This window comes from Rhodococcus sp. DK176, assembly GCF_038447315.2.
Classification (GTDB): domain Bacteria; phylum Actinomycetota; class Actinomycetes; order Mycobacteriales; family Mycobacteriaceae; genus Rhodococcus_F; species Rhodococcus_F jostii_A.
This window is the reverse complement of the sequence record NZ_CP118321.2, coordinates 2,431,113-2,447,434: the sequence shown is the minus strand read 5'-3', so window position 1 is coordinate 2,447,434 and position 16,322 is coordinate 2,431,113. Positions and strand designations below refer to the sequence as shown.

General features: G+C 68.9%; 16 protein-coding genes. 8 read left to right on the top strand and 8 right to left on the bottom strand.

What is annotated here, in order from left to right; translation table 11 throughout:
• Nucleotides 1-36: 36 nt before the first annotated feature.
• Entirely contained in the window at nucleotides 37-801 is a 765-nt protein-coding gene (locus PSR88_RS11605) for a trans-aconitate 2-methyltransferase (RefSeq protein WP_016882657.1), read from the bottom strand.
• A gap of 49 nt (nucleotides 802-850) precedes the next feature.
• Nucleotides 851-2,008 (bottom strand): acyl-CoA dehydrogenase family protein, encoded by a 1,158-nt coding sequence (locus tag PSR88_RS11600; RefSeq protein ID WP_011595075.1) that lies wholly within the window; start codon nucleotides 2,006-2,008, stop codon nucleotides 851-853.
• Nucleotides 2,009-2,339: 331 nt separating this feature from the next.
• On the opposite strand from PSR88_RS11600, the gene PSR88_RS11595 reads away from it, so the two are divergent.
• From PSR88_RS11595 to PSR88_RS11570, 6 genes are all read left to right on the top strand, one after another.
• Nucleotides 2,340-3,668 carry an MFS transporter gene (locus PSR88_RS11595; protein WP_009474963.1) on the top strand — a complete coding sequence of 443 codons (1,329 nt, stop codon included), beginning with the start codon at nucleotides 2,340-2,342 and terminating at the stop codon, nucleotides 3,666-3,668.
• Between the two features lie 84 nt (nucleotides 3,669-3,752).
• Nucleotides 3,753-4,886, top strand: coding sequence for a thiolase family protein (locus PSR88_RS11590; protein ID WP_016882658.1), 1,134 nt, complete (start codon nucleotides 3,753-3,755; stop codon nucleotides 4,884-4,886).
• A 34-nt stretch (nucleotides 4,887-4,920) separates the two neighbouring features.
• Nucleotides 4,921-5,685: an SDR family NAD(P)-dependent oxidoreductase gene (locus tag PSR88_RS11585; RefSeq protein ID WP_016882659.1), complete on the top strand. Its 765-nt coding sequence runs from the start codon at nucleotides 4,921-4,923 to the stop codon at nucleotides 5,683-5,685.
• 17 nt (nucleotides 5,686-5,702) lie between these two features.
• Nucleotides 5,703-7,352, top strand: coding sequence for a class I adenylate-forming enzyme family protein (locus PSR88_RS11580; protein ID WP_016882660.1), 1,650 nt, complete (start codon nucleotides 5,703-5,705; stop codon nucleotides 7,350-7,352).
• Between the two features lie 87 nt (nucleotides 7,353-7,439).
• Entirely contained in the window at nucleotides 7,440-7,793 is a 354-nt protein-coding gene (locus PSR88_RS11575; protein WP_016882661.1) for a hypothetical protein, read from the top strand.
• Entirely contained in the window at nucleotides 7,786-8,445 is a 660-nt protein-coding gene (locus PSR88_RS11570; protein ID WP_029539253.1) for a Dabb family protein, read from the top strand. The genes PSR88_RS11575 and PSR88_RS11570 overlap by 8 nt, the downstream gene beginning before the upstream one ends.
• On the opposite strand, the gene PSR88_RS11565 is transcribed toward PSR88_RS11570, so the two are convergent.
• The 6 genes from PSR88_RS11565 to PSR88_RS11540 form a co-directional block, all read right to left on the bottom strand.
• Nucleotides 8,411-9,238 (bottom strand): enoyl-CoA hydratase/isomerase family protein, encoded by an 828-nt coding sequence (locus PSR88_RS11565; RefSeq protein ID WP_016882663.1) that lies wholly within the window; start codon nucleotides 9,236-9,238, stop codon nucleotides 8,411-8,413. The genes PSR88_RS11570 and PSR88_RS11565 overlap by 35 nt on opposite strands.
• A gap of 141 nt (nucleotides 9,239-9,379) precedes the next feature.
• Complete coding sequence (locus PSR88_RS11560; protein WP_009474956.1) at nucleotides 9,380-10,258, bottom strand: LysR family transcriptional regulator; 879 nt, start codon at nucleotides 10,256-10,258, stop codon at nucleotides 9,380-9,382.
• Between the two features lie 12 nt (nucleotides 10,259-10,270).
• Complete coding sequence (locus PSR88_RS11555) at nucleotides 10,271-11,149, bottom strand: LysR family transcriptional regulator (RefSeq protein ID WP_009474955.1); 879 nt, start codon at nucleotides 11,147-11,149, stop codon at nucleotides 10,271-10,273.
• 47 nt (nucleotides 11,150-11,196) lie between these two features.
• On the bottom strand, nucleotides 11,197-11,958 hold the full coding sequence (locus PSR88_RS11550) for a crotonase/enoyl-CoA hydratase family protein (RefSeq protein WP_009474954.1): 762 nt from the start codon (nucleotides 11,956-11,958) through the stop codon (nucleotides 11,197-11,199).
• 12 nt (nucleotides 11,959-11,970) lie between these two features.
• Nucleotides 11,971-13,014, bottom strand: coding sequence for an MBL fold metallo-hydrolase (locus PSR88_RS11545; RefSeq protein WP_016882664.1), 1,044 nt, complete (start codon nucleotides 13,012-13,014; stop codon nucleotides 11,971-11,973).
• On the bottom strand, nucleotides 13,011-14,579 hold the full coding sequence (locus PSR88_RS11540) for a long-chain-fatty-acid--CoA ligase (RefSeq protein ID WP_016882665.1): 1,569 nt from the start codon (nucleotides 14,577-14,579) through the stop codon (nucleotides 13,011-13,013). Before PSR88_RS11540 ends, PSR88_RS11545 begins: the two co-directional genes overlap by 4 nt.
• Nucleotides 14,580-14,747: 168 nt before the next feature.
• Between PSR88_RS11540 and PSR88_RS11535 the strand changes: the two genes are divergently transcribed.
• Both PSR88_RS11535 and PSR88_RS11530 read left to right on the top strand, forming a co-directional pair.
• On the top strand, nucleotides 14,748-15,113 hold the full coding sequence (locus PSR88_RS11535) for an ArsR/SmtB family transcription factor (protein ID WP_005251569.1): 366 nt from the start codon (nucleotides 14,748-14,750) through the stop codon (nucleotides 15,111-15,113).
• Between the two features lie 8 nt (nucleotides 15,114-15,121).
• Entirely contained in the window at nucleotides 15,122-16,318 is a 1,197-nt protein-coding gene (locus PSR88_RS11530; RefSeq protein WP_037197026.1) for a CaiB/BaiF CoA transferase family protein, read from the top strand.
• Nucleotides 16,319-16,322 lie beyond the last annotated feature (4 nt).

Below are 16,322 nucleotides of genomic sequence, written 5' to 3'. Positions count from 1 at the left end.
GATCACTCCAGCCGGTCGATCACTCCAGCCGGTCGATCACTGCACCTGGGCGACGACGAAGATGCGCCGGAACGGGAAGAACGTGCTGCCGTCCGGTCGCCGGGGGTACGCCTCGTCGAGGAGCGGGGCGAGTTCTTCGCGGAACAGGTCCCACTCCGGCGCCGAGAGGGCGTCCTTGACCGGGCGGAGCGCGGTGCCGGTGATCCACTCCAGAACCGGGTTCTCCCCGGTCAGCCGCTGCACGTACGTGGTCTCCCAGGCATCGACGGCGCACCCGGCGTCGGCGAGGAGCCCGGCGTAGTCGGTGGGATCGTCGACGACCGTGCTCGCACGGAACGGCACGTCCGGCAGCGACCGCGACCACCGTTCGCTCGAGGCGAGGTCACGGACGATCGTGTGCGACGGCGCGTCGAAGTTGCCGGGAACCTGCACCGCGATCCACGCCCCCGACGGCAGTTGGGTCGGCCAGCGACGCAACAACTCCCGGTGCTCGGGCACCCACTGCAGAGCGGCGTTGGAGACGACGACGTCCGTGTCGGGCTTCGGCGTCCACTCGCGCACGTCCTGCCTGCCGGCGTCGAGGCCGCGTTCACGCGCGGCCTCGACCATCTCGGGTGAGCTGTCGGAGGCCTCGAGGACGGCGTCCGGCCATCGTTCGGCCAGGCTGACGGTCAGGTTTCCCGGGCCGCAACCGAGGTCGACGACGCGGCGCGGTGACCGCGCGTCGACTCGCGACAGCAACTCGTAGAACGGGCGCCCGCGATGGTCCGCGAAGGCGAGGTACTTGTTCGGATCCCACATGTAGTCCTCCTCGCCTGAAACAGTACGCCCATACTGTTGGCGTGTGGGGTCAGAGGCCGAGATCCTTCGCGATGATCGTCTTCATGACCTCGCTCGTGCCGCCGTAGATGCGGGAGACACGGGTGTCCGCGTACAACCGCGCGATGGGGTACTCGAGGATGTAGCCGTATCCGCCGTGCAATTGCAGGCACTTGTCGATGACCCGGCCCGCGGCCTCGGTGCAGAACAACTTCGCCTTCGCGGCATCCGGGACCGTGAGTTCGCCGGCGTCGTGCAGTTCGAGCGCGCGGTCGGCCATCAGCTGGATCGCCTCGACCTCGGTCGCGCACTCGGCGAGCACGAACTTGGTGTTCTGGAATGCCGCGACGGGTTTGCCGAACACCTTGCGCTCCTTGACGTACGCGATCGCGTGCTGCAGCGCCGCGGCCGCGGTCGCCGACCCGCCGAGCGCGATGGAGAGGCGTTCCTGGGCGAGGTTGTGGGTGAGGTAGCTGAAACCGGCACCTTCGTCGCCGAGGCGGTCCGCCACGGGCACCGTGACGTCGGTGAAGGACAGTTCGGCGGTGTCCGAGGCCTTCAGGCCGATCTTCTCGATCTTGCGACCCACCGCGAAACCCTCGGAGGTGGTGTCGACGACGAGGATGGTCAGACCGGCCCGGCGGTCCTCGGGGGTGCTGGGCGCGGTGCGGCACACCACGAGGATCCGGTCGGCGAGCGCGCCCCCGGTGATGAACGTCTTCGCGCCGTTCAGGACGTAGTGCGACCCGTCGTCGGACAGCTTGGCCGACGTCGCGATGTTGGCGAGGTCCGAACCGGTGCCCGGCTCGGTCATCGCGATGGCGAACATGATGTCACCCGACGCGAATCCGGGGAGCCACCGCTGCTTCTGCTCGTCGTTCGCGTATTCGAGCAGGTACGGCAGGATCAGGTTGGTGTGCACGGAGTAGCTGCCGAACGTGACTCCGGCGGCCGCCGTCTCCTCGCCGACCACCGCCGCGAACTTGAAACTCTTCTCACCGCCGCCGCCGAACTCCTCCGGCACCTGGATGCCGAGTACGCCGAGCTCCCCGAGACGACGGTAGAAGTCGCGCGGGGGATGCCCTTCGCCCTCCCACTCGTGGTGGACGGGGGCGACTTCCTTGGCGATGAAGTCGCGGATCGTCTTCCGGAACGCGTCGTGATCTTCGTTGAACACCGTACGCTGCACGGGCTTTCTCCTTCGAATTACAGTGCGTAACTGCGTAGTACGACCTTGCCGATGATTATCTTCCGAACCTCGGAGTGTTCGTCGGATCGAGAGTCCGGGCGGGGGCGGCTCATGTGATGAGAATGCCCGATCCGCGGGGGCCCGGCTAGGGCCGTTCGGCTATCGGTCGGATAGCGCAGTCCAATGCACGCGAGGCACCTCGAATCTGCCGACACATAGGCAGACGTAGCCGGTGCCTTCGCCGAGTGCGTATTGATCGCGGGCACCCCGGTACGTTGAATGAACCGTGACACTGTGACCCACGCCACCACGCTTCCGAAGGGATCACCACGTGACCCGCTCCACTGCCATCCTCGACCGGACCGTCGCCATCGGTTCCGAGTCCCGCAGCCGCGCTTGGGGCCTGACCGGGCTCCTCGTGCTGCTCTACGTCGTCAACTACGCGGACAAGGCCGTCCTCGGCATCATCGCCCAACCCCTCGCCCACGAGCTGGGACTGAGCGCCTCGCAGATCGGGCTGGTGGGCAGCCTCTTCTTCCTGACCTTCACCGTCGGCGGGTTCTTCGCCGGCGCGCTGAACCGCTGGATGTCGCTGCGGTGGGCGCTGCTGCTGCTCGCGATCGCCTGGTCCGTCGCGATACTCCCGCTCGTGGTCGTCGCGTCTTTCGCGGTGTTGCTGGTCAGCCGCCTGCTGCTCGGGCTCGCCGAGGGCCCGAGTTCCGCGCTGCTCCACACGGCGGCGTACTCGTGGCACGCACCCGCCAAGCGCGGACTGCCGAGCGCTCTGCTCGCCGGTGCCGCGTCCATCGCCAAGATCGCCGTCGCGCCTGCTCTCGCATTCGTGACCGTCACGTTCGGATGGCGCTACGCGCTGGTCGCGCTGGCGGTCATCGGCGTCCTGTGGTGCGTCGTGTGGCTGACCGTCTGGAGCGAGGGCCCGTACATTCGCAGCGGCAAGGGCGCCGATTCCGCGGCCCCCGGTGACGCGGGCGAACCGGCGGTGCCGTGGGGTCGCATCTTCCGGACCCGGACGTTCATCAGCGGCGCGTTTCTCGTCATGAGCGTGTATGCACTGGTTGCCGTGGTTCTGACGTGGCTGCCCTCGTACTTCGAGGTGGGCCTCGGATACAGCCGCCTCCAGGCCGGCTCCATGTTCGCGTTCCCGAGCATCGCCGGGCTGATCCTGATGCTGCTCTCGTCCGTGATCGGCGACCGTCTGCTCGCACGCGGCTCGACGTCCCGCGTCGTCCGCGTCATCGTCCCCGCCGTCGGGGTGCTGATCTGCGGCGCGATTCTGCTGGCGCTGCCGTCCATCACCGCACCCGCCGTCGCCGTCCTCGTCGTCTCCGTCGGCTACGGCTTCGCCGCATCGGTGTTCCCGCTGCTCAACGCGGCGATCTCGGAGATCTGCCCGCCCCGTCAGACCGCGGGCACCCTGGGCGTCTTTCTCGCCGTCATGGCGATCGGTGGCCTCGTCGCCCCCTACGCGACAGGTCTGATCGTCGACGCGGCGGCCTCGCCCGCCGCGGGCTATGCCACCGCGTTCCAGGCGCTCGGACTCGTCGCCGCCGTGTGCGCCGTCGGCGCGCTGGTCTTCGCGAACCCCGAGCGCGACAAGAAGCTGGTCCGGGGCGACGCTGCGGACATAGGCACGAACTAACCCTGCGTTCGGCCGAAAGTCGTTGTGCCGACGACATCGCCCGTGATTGATTCGAGTGACCCCCTCAGATCGAAGGAACACACCATGCGCGATGCAGTGATCGTCGACGCCGTCCGCACGCCCATCGGGCGGCGTGGCGGTTCCCTGTCCGGAATCCACCCCGCCAATCTGTCGGCGCACGTCCTCGAAGCCCTCGCGGCGCGTACCCGTCTCTCCCCGGAGGAGATCGGCGACGTCGTGTGGGGCTGCGTCAGCCAGGTGGGGGAGCAGGCAGGCAACGTCGCCCGCACCGCCGTCCTCGCCGCCGGCTGGCCGGAGACGGTTCCTGGCACCACACTCACCCGGGCGTGCGGATCGAGCCAGCAGGCCGTGAGCTTCGCCGCCGCCGCCGTGATCGCCGGCCACGAGGACGTCGTCGTCGCCGGTGGTGTGGAGTCCATGAGCCGGGTTCCCATGGGCAGCGCCAGCAAGAATGGCGAGCACTTCCCGGCGGCCGTCCTCGACCGGTACGGCGTCGACGGGTTCAGCCAGGGCACCGGCGCCGAGATGATGGCCGCGAAGTGGGGGCTCTCCCGTCAGGTGCTCGACGAGTACGCGCTGCGATCCCACGAACTCGCGGCGCACGCCGCGGACCGGGGAGCATTCGATGGGCAACTCGCACCGCTCTCCGACGTCCTCGCCGGGGACGAGGGGATCCGCCGCGGCGGCACACTCGACTCTCTCGGCAGGCTGAAGACCGTGTTCAAGGAGGACGGCGTGATCCACGCGGGCAACTCCTCGCAGATCTCCGACGGCGCCGGCGCACTGCTCGTCACGACGAGCGAGAAGGCCGCGCAACTCGGTCTGACCCCGATGGCCCGCATCCACACCTGCGCCGTCGCCGGCGACGACCCGGTGATCATGCTGACCGGACCCATCGCCGCGACGGAGAAGGCACTGACCCGGTCCGGACTGAAGATCGACGACATCGGCGCATTCGAGGTGAACGAGGCCTTCGCCCCCGTCCCGCTGGCGTGGCAGGCGGAGACCGGCGCCGCAACGGACCGGCTGAACCCGCTCGGCGGCGCCATCGCCGTCGGTCACCCGCTCGGCGGTTCCGGCGCGATCCTCATGACCCGACTCGTCCACCACATGCGGGACAACGGCATCCGGTACGGACTGCAGACCATGTGTGAGGCGGGCGGCCTCGCCAACGCCACCATTCTCGAACTTCTCTGATCCGACAACACTTTTCGAAGGGAACACCCGCACGATGGAACTCGAGGGAATCTCGACCGCGGTCACCGGCGGTGCGTCCGGTCTCGGACTCGCGACGGCACGCCGCCTCGTCGACGCAGGCGCTCAGGTCACGCTCATCGACCTCCCGAACTCCAACGGTGAGGCGGCAGCGAAGGAATTGGGCAGCGCAGCGCAGTTCGCCCCCGCCGACGTCACCAGTTCCGAGCAGTTCGCGGCCGCACTCGACGTCGCCGACGACCGCGGTGGCCTGCGCGGCATCGTGCACTGCGCCGGGGCCGGCCGTCGGATGCGCATCCTCGACTCCGACGGCAAGGCAGGCTCCGTCGAGGACTTCGAGTTCGTGATCCGGCTCAACCTCGTCGGCTCGTTCAACGCCCTGCGCCTCGGGGCGGAACGGATCGCGCGGCAGGAGGAGATCGACGGCGAGCGCGGCGCGGTCGTGCTGACGGCGTCCGTCGCCGCATTCGAAGGTCAGATCGGGCAGATCAACTACACCGCATCGAAGGCCGGCATCGTGGGCATGACGGTCACCGCGGCCCGTGACCTCGCCAGCCGCAACATCCGGGTGTGCACCATCGCCCCGGGAATCATGGACACTCCGCTCCTCGCCCGGCTACGCGACGACGTGCGTGCGTCGCTGGAGAAGTCCGTGCCGGGCCCGTCGCGTCTGGGCAAGCCCAGCGAGTTCGGGCAGCTCGCCTGCCAGATCCTCGAGAACGGCTACCTCAACGGTGAGACCATCCGCCTGGACGGTGCCATCCGCATGGCACCTCGCTGACGAGTAAGGGACCGAACGTGAATTCTGCTGCACCGGTACTGCATTACCCCGACCTGACGTTGGCGGCGTTTCCGTCCGCCATGGCGGACCTGTACGGAGACAAGGCCGCAGTGGTCGACGGCGACACGGTGTGCACCTACCGCGAGCTCGACCAGCGGTCGAGCGCGTTCGCCGCCGCCCTGCGGGACTCGGGGGTGGCCGAACGCGACGTGGTGCTCCTGCACCTCGGCAACTGCATCGAATTCGTCGCGGCATACTACGGCGCACTGCGGGCCGGCGCGACCGTCACCCTGGTCAACCCGCTGCAACCCGGCCCCGGCCTGCGCTCGCAGATCGTCGACACGGCGGCGGTCGCCGCCGTCACCCAGCCCGCACAACTGGACACCCTCACCGAGGCGGCGAGCGGCACCACCGTCCGCACCATCGTGGTGGCAGGCCTCCCCGCGGGCGTAGGTCGGGGTCAATTCGGGTTCGAGGAGTTCGTCCGCGGGTACGCCACCGCACCGTTCACCCCGAAGGTGTCCGGGGACGACGTCGCCCACCTCGCCTACACGGGCGGCACCACCGGATTGTCCAAAGGTGTACGGGTGCTGCACCGCAACGTCCTCGCCAACGTGACCCAGATGATCGCCTGGCGTGCGGGTCACGAGGTGCGCGCCACCGCCGACGGCGGAATCGAACTGCGACCCGTCGAAAGTCTCGGGGACAGCGGTGTGGTGCCCGGCGCAGGCGCAACCGTCGTCGTGTCGCCGCTGTTCCACGCCCACGCGCTGATCAACATGTCGTTCCTCCTGCTGTCCGGGGCGACGCAGGTGTTCGCCGGACGATTCGAGCCGGGCCGCATGCTGGAGTTGATCGAGACGCACCGCGCCACGTACATCACCGGCAGTCCGGCGATGTGGCATGCCGTCGCCACCCACCCCGACGCCGTCGTTCGAGACACCGACTCGGTGCGGGTCGTGTCGTCGGGTGCGGCGCCGATCGATCACGTGACGCTCGAGGCGCTGGGCCGGGCGTTCCCGTCGGCGAGCGTGGTCGAGGGGTACGGGCTGACCGAGGGCACCTGCCTCGTCGCCTCCGCGCCGTTGACCGGCTCCGTCGCGTACAAGCTCGGCAGCGTGGGGTTGCCGGTGTTCGACACCGAGGTGCAGATCCGTGCCCAGGACGACTCCGGCGCCGTACTGGAAGCCGGCACCCGCGGCAAGTTGTGGGTCCGCGGCCCGCAGGTCACGGACGGCTACCTGAACCATCCGGAAATCACGGCGCAGCAGTACGTCGACGGCTGGCTCGACACCGGCGACATCGCCTACCTGGACGAGGACGGGTACCTGTTCATCTGCGACCGCACCAAGGACATGCTGATCTACAAGGGCTACAACGTGTATCCGCGTGAGCTCGAGGAGATTCTGGTCTCGCATCCGGACGTGTCCTCGGCTGCCGTCGTCGGCAGGGAGGCCGGCAGCGTCGGTCAGGAACCGGTGGCGTTCGTGGTGCCGATGCCGGACGTGACGATCGATCCCGATGCGGTGTCCGCGTTCGTCGCCGAGCGGGTGCTGCCGTACAAGAAGGTACGCGACGTCGTGGTGGTCGAGCAGCTGCCGACGTCGGCGGCCGGGAAGATCCTCAAGACGAAGCTGCGCGAGCAACTCGCCGCCGCGACGACCTGACATCGTCCTCCCGCTGGGTGGAAGCAACTCTGTGAGGCGCTCCCTTCTTCCCCCTACCGTCCTGGTGGGGGGAAGAAGGGAGCGCAGATGGTATCGGCCGAGTCGATCGTGTACATCGTCGACGAGATGGTGGTCGAGCCCGGGCAGGCTCGCGCGTTTCTCGCCGACTACCTGGAGCGCTACGTGCCCGGCGCGATTGCGCGTGGCCTGACGCTCGATCGCGTGCTCGTCTCGCCGCCGGTGTGGCTGGAGGACCAGTCGAACACCCTGACCGTCAGCTGGACTCTGCGGGGCGCTCGCGCATGGTGGCAGCAAAGCCTCCTCGCACGCCACGATGCGGAGGTGCTTCGCTGGTGGGCCGACGCCGACGAGTTTCTCACCACCCGGCGACGCACCGTCTCCTGCTCGCCCGCGGACGTGGAGGCGATGACCGATGTTTAAGGTGACCACACTCGTTCACCTCGTCCCCGACGCGGATGCCTCCACCGGTACGGCGTTGGCCGGCAGGCTGCGCGAGGTCGCTGCGCCCACGGCCCGGCGCGTTCTCGTGACACCGACCCTGCCCGGCGGAATCGACGGGGGCGACGTGATCGCGCACCTCCACTTCGACGACGAATCCCACTGGCATGCTGTCGAACCAGGTATCACCGCACAGCTACGCATCCCCGAGATCAGGCACATCGACAGCGTCGGCTACGCGGGCGTGCCCACTCCCGGCCCAAGGCATTTCGAACCGACCGTCTACCGGACGCTGTTTGTCGCCGTGGACGATTCGGTCGACCCGGCGGTGGTGGAGCGCTTCGAATCCGAGACGCGGGCGATGCCGAACCATATCCGCACGATCGGGACCTCACAGCTGAGCCGGGTGCGCGAATCGTCCGGTTCCGCGCGGTGGACCCACGTGTGGGAGCAGGAGTACGCGAACCTGGACGGGCTGCTCGGGCCGTATATGACACACCCGTATCACTGGGCGCACATAGATCGGTGGTTCGATCCCGAACGCGGGCCGCGGATCGTCACTCGGCTGTGCCACAGCTTCTGTGCGATCGACGGCGCGATTATCGCGGTTGCGGCACCTGCCACTCCCCGCTGAACGCAGGGGGACGCTTCTCGATGAATGCGCGGAGCGCGGCCGGAGCGTCGGTGGCAAAGTTGACCGCTTGCGAACGCGCCTCGTTCTCGAGTGCCTCCCGCAACGACGACGTCGTGCTGTCCTCGATCAGTCGCGTCGACTGCATGACGGCCACCGTCGGCGCGGCCGCGAGACGGGTGGCGAACCGGGCGACCGTGGCGTCCAATTCGTCCGGCTCGACGAGCTCGCTGACCAGTCCCAGCGCATCCGCCTGCTCGGCGTCGATCATCTCGGCGAGCATGACCAGACGTTTCGCGCGGTGCAGTCCCACCATGCGCGGCAGGAGCCACGAGCCGCCGAAATCCACCGACAGGCCACGCTTGGCGAAGATCTGACTGAACTGCGCGTCGCGCGAGGCGATGAGCAGGTCGCACAGCAACGCCAGGTTCCAGCCGGCTCCCACGGCGTAGCCGCGAACCTTCGCGATCAGCGGCTTGGGGAACTCGTCGACTGCCAGCGCCGTCGCGTTGATCTGGCGCATGCGGTTCAGCGGGTGCATGGGTGTGCGCTTGTCGAGATCAGCGCCGGTACAGAAGTCGTCGCCCGCTCCGGTGAGAACCACGACCCGGGTGGCGTCGTCGAGGGCGAGTTCGCCGAGCGCCTCGCGCAAGGCGATCCACGAGTCGAGGGTCATGGCATTGCGTCGCGTGGGCCGGTTCAGGGTGATCGTCGCGACCGCGCCGTCCCGGCTGATCAGAACGTCGTGTTCAGCGGATTCGGTGTCTGTGGTCGAGGTGACGGTCTCGATGCTCATACGCGGCTCCCGATGTCGGCGCGGCTCTCGGCGGCGCCCGGGTGGCCGGCGCCGTGCCGCTCCGCCAGTCGATCACCGGAGACGTCCTGCCACAAAGTCGTTCTGGGACACGCAGGATGAGGCGAAACCTATGAGCTGTGTTCAGGTCTGCGAGGTGTGCGCCTGCACGAGTTCGACGAACGCGTGCCCGACGGGGGAGAGCATGTCCGGATCGAATGCGATCCCGAAGGTGCGGGCAATCGTCGGCTCCGCGCGGCGGACCACCGCACGGTCCTGGGCCGCCTCCGCGATCGACCGTTCCAGCAGGGTTCCGCCTATACCCGCGAGTACCAGGGGAAGTCGCGCCTCGCGGTGATCGGACAGCGCCGCGAGAGTGGGGCGTGCCCCGGCGTGACGGATCGATTCCTCGATCTCGTTGGCGACGGAGTGGCCGCGGGGGACGAAGACCATCGGGATGTCGGGGAGCGCGGCGAGCGGAACGGGACCTTCCGGCAGGTCGGTGCCCGGGGGGTACACGAGCCAGTACTCCTGTTCGCCGAGTTCGACGACGTCCAGGCGGGCGTCGTCGAGCGGCAGGTGCGCCACCACGAATTCGCAGTGGCCGTCCTCTATCAGCGATCCGGCCTGCGCCTCGTCTTTCAATTCACCCAACCGGACCATCACATTCGGGTGGGTCCGCCGGAATTCGGTGACCAGGCCGACGAGGGGCCCGATCGCCAACGCCGGAAACGCCATGATGTCCAGTCGGCCGGCGAGTGCCCCGTCGGAGGTCGCGAGGAGGTCCTCGACGGCGGTGACGTCGCGCAGGATCTGCCTGCTCGGCCCGACCATGCTGCGCCCTGCGGCGCTGAGCACCATGCCCCGGCCGATGCGGTGGAACAGCTGCACACCCAGTTCCCGCTCGAGCCCGCGCAATGCCTGCGAGATGGTGGGCTGTGCGACGCCGAGCGACGCGGCGGCCCCGTTGATGCCTTCGTGTTCCACGACGGCGAGAAAGTACTCGACCTGACGCAACTCCATGTGCTCAGTTCCTCACTCGGGTGCCGGTGTTCGGGTGGCCTGTGCGATCGCGACGAACGCCGAGGCCGCCGGTGATCCCGGCCCGGACCGCTGGACGAGACCGACGGGGCGGGTCAGCTTCGGCGTCATCGACCGGATCGAGACCCCGCGCAACTGTTCCTCGGCGACGAGGCGGGGGAGGACGGTGGCCCCCGCGCCGCGCATCACCAGCTCCCACGTGGCGCCCGGGTGCGTGCAGTCGATGACGACGTTCGCGGGCTCGCCGACGAGGTCGGTGATCAGCGCCGCGTCGCTCTTGTCCCCGAGATCCTGAACGAGCGGAATGTCGCGGACGGCCGAGCGGGGCACCGGATCGGGGAGGGTCTCGGCGAGTGCATCGGGCAGGGCGAGTACCAGCTCCTGGTCGCCGATGGGGACCGAGCGCAGCGCGCTGTGGTCGACGGACAGGTCGATCACCCCGAGTTCGGCCTCGCCGCGGCGCAGGGCGCCGAGGACGCCGGTGGGGCCGTCGGCGTCGATGATGCGGACCGTCACGCGGGGGTACTGCTCCCGGAACCGGCGCACCAGGTCGACGATCGGATCGATCGAGAACGCCGCGTACGTGACGACGTCGACACGGCCGGACACGAGTTCGCGCACGGCGGCGACCTTGGCCTTGGCCCGCTCGACGTCGGCGAGGATTCGGCGGGCGGCGACGTCGAGGGTGCGGCCGTCCTCGGTCAGCTCGAGACGCCGCCCGGTGCGGTCGAACAGGGTGACACCGAGGCGGCGTTCGAGTGTGCGGATCGCCTGCGAAAGCGACGGTTGCGAGATGTAGAGGGACTGCGCGGCCCTGGTGATCCCGCCGTGATCGACTACCGCGACGAAGTAGGTGACGAGATGCAGGTCCACGCGGTCATCGTACGGAAGCCGTGATGCGGGCTGTGCCGATCATGCGACTAGCGGCCACGCCATACCGGCGGGCGCTTCTCCGCGAAGGCGCGCGCACCCTCCTGGGCGTCCTCCGAAGCGAACACCGGATCGAGGAAGCGGCGTTGCCCGGTGAACGCGTCGGGGTCGGTGTAGTTGGCGGACATCGCGACGACCTGCTTGGTGGCGCGCACCGCGAGGGGACCGTTGGCGGCGACCCGTGCCGCCAGTGCACGGGCGGTGTCGAGGGCCTGCCCGGGTTCGGTGAGCCGGTTGACGAGTCCGTGCGCGTGCGCCACCTCGGCGGTGAGGGGGTCGCCGGTGATCGCCATCTCCATCGCGATCGGGTACGGCAGCACCTTCGGCAGTCGCAGCAGGCCACCTGCGGCGGCGGCGAGCCCCCGCTTGACCTCGGGGATGCCGAACTTGGCGTCGCGGGCGGCGACGATCAGATCGGCCGACAGCGCCAATTCGCAGCCGCCGGCCAGGGCCCAGCCCTCCACCGCGGCGATGAGCGGCTTCGTCGGCGGGGCCTCCGTGATCCCGCCGAAGCCGCGGCCGGGCAGCGACGGCCGCTCCCCGCGGGTGAACGCCTTCAGATCCATCCCCGCACAGAACGTTCCCCCGGCGCCGGTGAGGATCGCGATCGTCAGGTCGGGCCGCGCCTCGAACTCGTCGATCGCGGCGGCGAGTGCCTTGGCGACCTCGAGGTCGACGGCGTTCTTCGCCTCCGGCCGGTTCAGGGTGATGACGGCGACGCCGTCGGAGAACTCGGTGAGAACCACGCTCATGGGGTGTCTTCCTTACGGTGTCGGGGTCCAGCGTTCGGGGTGCCCGCCGAGTGAGCGGATGCTCCCGCGGTCGGCCAGAACGAGCAGGTGGGCATGGGTTTCGCGGACCGCGAGGCGGAGCAGGCGGTCGGACATGGATTCGAACGGCCGCGACCACGAGATGTGTTGCGAGATCTCCCACGCCGTCGATTCGGGGTGCACGCCCAGGGCGTCGACGATTTCGGCGAAGCGTTCCTCGTGATGACCCATCAGTTGCCGGGCGCGGTCGGCGATGCCCCGGAAGCGGTACTCGTGGGCCGGCAGCACCTCGCCGTCGGGCATGGCGGTGGTGGCGTGCAGCGACAGCAGGTAGCGGTGCAGCGGGTTCGTCAGTTCGCCGGGGACCGTGGAGATGTTGGGACTGATGCGGGGCAGCATGTGGTCGCCGCTGAACATCAGCCCGTGGGTGTCGTCGACGAAGGTCAGATGACCGGGAGTGTGCCCCGGGGTCCAGACCGCCCGCAGATCCCAGCCCGGCAGGTCGAGCGGAGTGCCGTCACCGAGCACGACGTCCATGGACTCGCCCGCTCCCAGGCGAACGAGGTCGACGCGGGCGGCCGCGAGGATGTCGGTGGGGGCCCCGAGTTGGGCGAGCTGGGTGTTCCACAGTTGTTCGTCGCCGGCGGCGTCCTCCGGCGAATGATGGCCGAGCAGTGCGGCATCCGCGCCGTGCATCGCGAGCGCGGCCCCGCTGACCTCCCGCAGCCGCGGCGCGAGACCGAAGTGGTCGGGATGGAGATGGGTGACGGCGGCGTACCGGACGTCGGTCACGTGGTGCCCGGTCTCGGCGATACCGCCGACGAGGGCCCGCCAGGATTCCTCGGAATCCCAGCCGACGTCGATCAGGGCGAGACCGTCGGGCAGCGCGAGCGCGTAGATCAGGACGTAGCGCAACGGGTTTCGCGGCATCGGAACCGGGATCGACCACAATCCCGGTCGTACCTGTTCGACCGGTGGCAGGACGCCGCGGGCCCAGGCCTCGCGCTGGACGGTACCGACGTCTTCGGTGACGATCACGACGGCACCTCCGTGGCGCGGAGCCCTTCGCGCAGGGTGCGTTTGAGGATCTTGCCGCTCGCTCCGCGCGGAAGTTCGGCGACGTAGACGATCTCCCGCGGCTTCTTGTACGACGCGAGCCGGGCGGCGGTGAACGCGATCAGGTCCTGCTCGTCCGGTGGATCCGCCGGATCGACGGGCCGGACGACCGCCGTCACGGACTCACCCCACGTCCGGTGCGGCACGCCGACCACTGCCACCTCGGCGACAGCCGGATGCTCGGCGAGCACCGATTCGACTTCGATGGGGTACACGTTCTCGCCTCCCGTGATGATCATGTCCTTCACCCGGTCGGTGACGAACAGGTAGCCCTCCTCGTCGATGTGCCCGGCGTCGCCGGTGCGCAGGAAACCGTCGTGGGTGAGCAGTTGCGCGGTCTCGTCGGGCCGCCGCCAGTAGCCCGCGACGTTGTTGCGTGAGCGGCACACGATCTCCCCGGATTCGCCCACCGGGAGCCGGGCGCCGGTGACCACGTCCCGGATCTCGATCTCCACACCGGGCATGGGTTTGCCGGCGGAGCGCAGCAGGTGCGCGCGTTGCCCGGACGGGTCGTGGTCCTCGACGGCGAGGGCGGTGACCGAGCCCGTCGTCTCCGTCATTCCGTAGCGCTGCACGAATCCACAGCCGAGGCGATCGATCGCTCGCCGGAGCAGAGTGATGGTGATCGGCGCCGACCCGTAGGCCACCAGTTCGAGGCTCGACACGTCGTAGCGGTCGAGGTCGGGCACGTCGAGGAGCATCTGAATGGTCGACGGAACCAGGAAGGCGTGGGTGATCCGGTGCCGTTCGACGAGTGCGGCGACCTGCCGGGCGTCGAACGCGCCGAGCAGCACCACGTGGACGCCGGCCGACAAACATGTGCTCAACCAGCCGGCACCCGCGATGTGGAACAGAGGCATGGCGTCGAGTGCCACCGAGCCGGGCTTCCAGCGATAGATCAGCAGGCCCTCCGGCTCGTTGTGCAGGTTGCGATGCGTCGCGACCACGCCCTTCGGGAAGCCCGTCGTGCCCGATGTGTAGAGCTGCAGCACCTCGGCGTCGGGGTCGTCCCCGAGACCCGGATCGGTGGCGGTGCCCGACATGACCAGCCGGTCCCACGTCCAGGTGCCGGGCCGAAGAACGTCGCTGTCGGCGGCGTCGACGATCACCACGACCACACTCGGGAGCGCGTCGCGAACGGCGTCCGCGGCGGCAGCGAATTCGGATTCGACGATGAGCACCTGGAGCTGGGCATCGACCGCGATCGCGGCGGCCTCGGCGGCCGGGAGTCGCCAGTTGAGCGGGACGAACACCAGCCCCGACTTGGCGGCGGCCACGAACGTCTCGACCCCCTCGGTGCGCATCCGCAGCAGTGCCCCGACCCGGCCGCCGCCGGATGTCAACGCCGACAGCGCGGTTGCGATCCGATTGGTCCGCCAGTCGAGCTCCGCGTACGTCAGCGTGGTGTCACCACACGTGACCGCCGGTGCTCCGGGCCGTTCTGCGGCATGGTGCCGCACGCGCTGGGGAAGATGCAGACCGCTCACATCACGCTCCTCGATGACTCGTCGACGCCGCCGGGGAACCGGGTGACGCGTGCTGCCAGTCGACCACCCGTGTGAGGCCGGAAACAAAGTCACAGAGCCGAACGGACAGTGAGGAATCGCCTATGGATGCCGGGCCGAGCGGCCTCTCGGCGTTTGTAGACTGGCGTGATGGCCGCCACCCCCGCCCTGAACCCCGAGGATGTTCAGCGTGCTGCGGCGGCACTGCACACTCCCGACATCGACGGGTGGGCCAATCGGTTCGAACTGCTGTCCGACGGCAACCGCCTCCGACTGCTGCTGTGCCTGCACCACGCCCCCGACATCTGCGTCGGCGACCTGGCGGCAGCACTCGACATGACCGGCACCGCCGTCTCGCACGCGCTGCGACTGCTCCGCAACCAGGGGTGGGTGTCGGCGACGCGGGACGGTCGCTCGATGCGGTACCGGCTCACCGACGACACCGTGCACGAACTGCTGCACACGATCGGGGCCACGCACTATCACAATCACACGGGTGCCGAAGAGGAAAGGTGAATCCCGACATGGAGAACGACCCCGGACTGCTGCCGCTCGACGGCATCACCGTCGTGGCACTCGAGCAGGCCGTGGCCGCTCCGCTCGCCACCCGCCATCTCGCGGACATGGGTGCGCGGGTCATCAAGATCGAGCGCGTCGGAGAGGGAGACTTCGCCCGCAACTACGACGACGCGGTGTTCGGGCAGGCCTCGCATTTCGTGTGGCTGAACCGGTCGAAGGAGTCGCTCGGCGTCGACCTGAAGTCCGAGGTGGGTCGGGACACCGTCGCGAAGCTGATCGCGAAGGCCGACGTCTTCATCCAGAATCTCGCCCCCGACGCCGCCGACCGTCTGGGGTTCGGCGCCGACGAGTTGCGCGCCGACCACGAAGAACTGATCGTCGTGAACATGTCGGGCTACGGATCGGCGGGGCCGCGGCGCGAACGCAAGGCGTACGACATGCTGGTCCAGGCCGAAACGGGGATGATCTCGGTGACCGGCACCCCCGACACCGCAACCAAGACGGGTGTTCCGGTCTCCGACATCGCGGCGGGAATGTACGCGATGACGTCAGTCCTCGGAGCCCTGTTCCGACGGTCACGAACCGGGGTGGGGGCGCGGATCGACGTGTCGATGTTCGACGCGACCGCCGAGTGGCTGGGCCACCCGATGTACATGAAGATGTACGGCGACAAGCAGATCCCGCGCGTCGGGCTCGGTCATGCGGCGATCGTCCCGTACGACTCGTACCCCACCCTCGACGGGCAGATCCTCATCGGTGTCCAGAACGACCGCGGGTGGCGGCAACTGGTGACCGACGTGTTCAAACGACCCGAACTCGCCGACCATCCCCGGTTCGCGACCAACATGCTGCGCGTGCAGCACCGCGCCGAGGTGGACGCCCTCGTCGCCGAGGAGACTCAACGCTTCACGAGCGCGGCTCTCGACCAGGCGCTCGCGGACTCCGGGATCCCGGCGGCGGAGCTCAACGACATGGGCGGGCTGATCGAGCATCCGCAGCTGGGTCTGCGCGACCGCTGGCGTGACATCGGCACCGAGGGCGGACCGATCAGGGCGATGCTGCCCCCGATGACGTTCTCCGACGTGGAGATGCGGATGGGCGACGTGCCCGCGCTCGGCGCGCACACCGATCGGATCCTCGGTGAACTGGGCTGGTCGGCCGAAGATATCGCGACGATGCGCGACCAGGGCGTCGTCGGCTGACGAC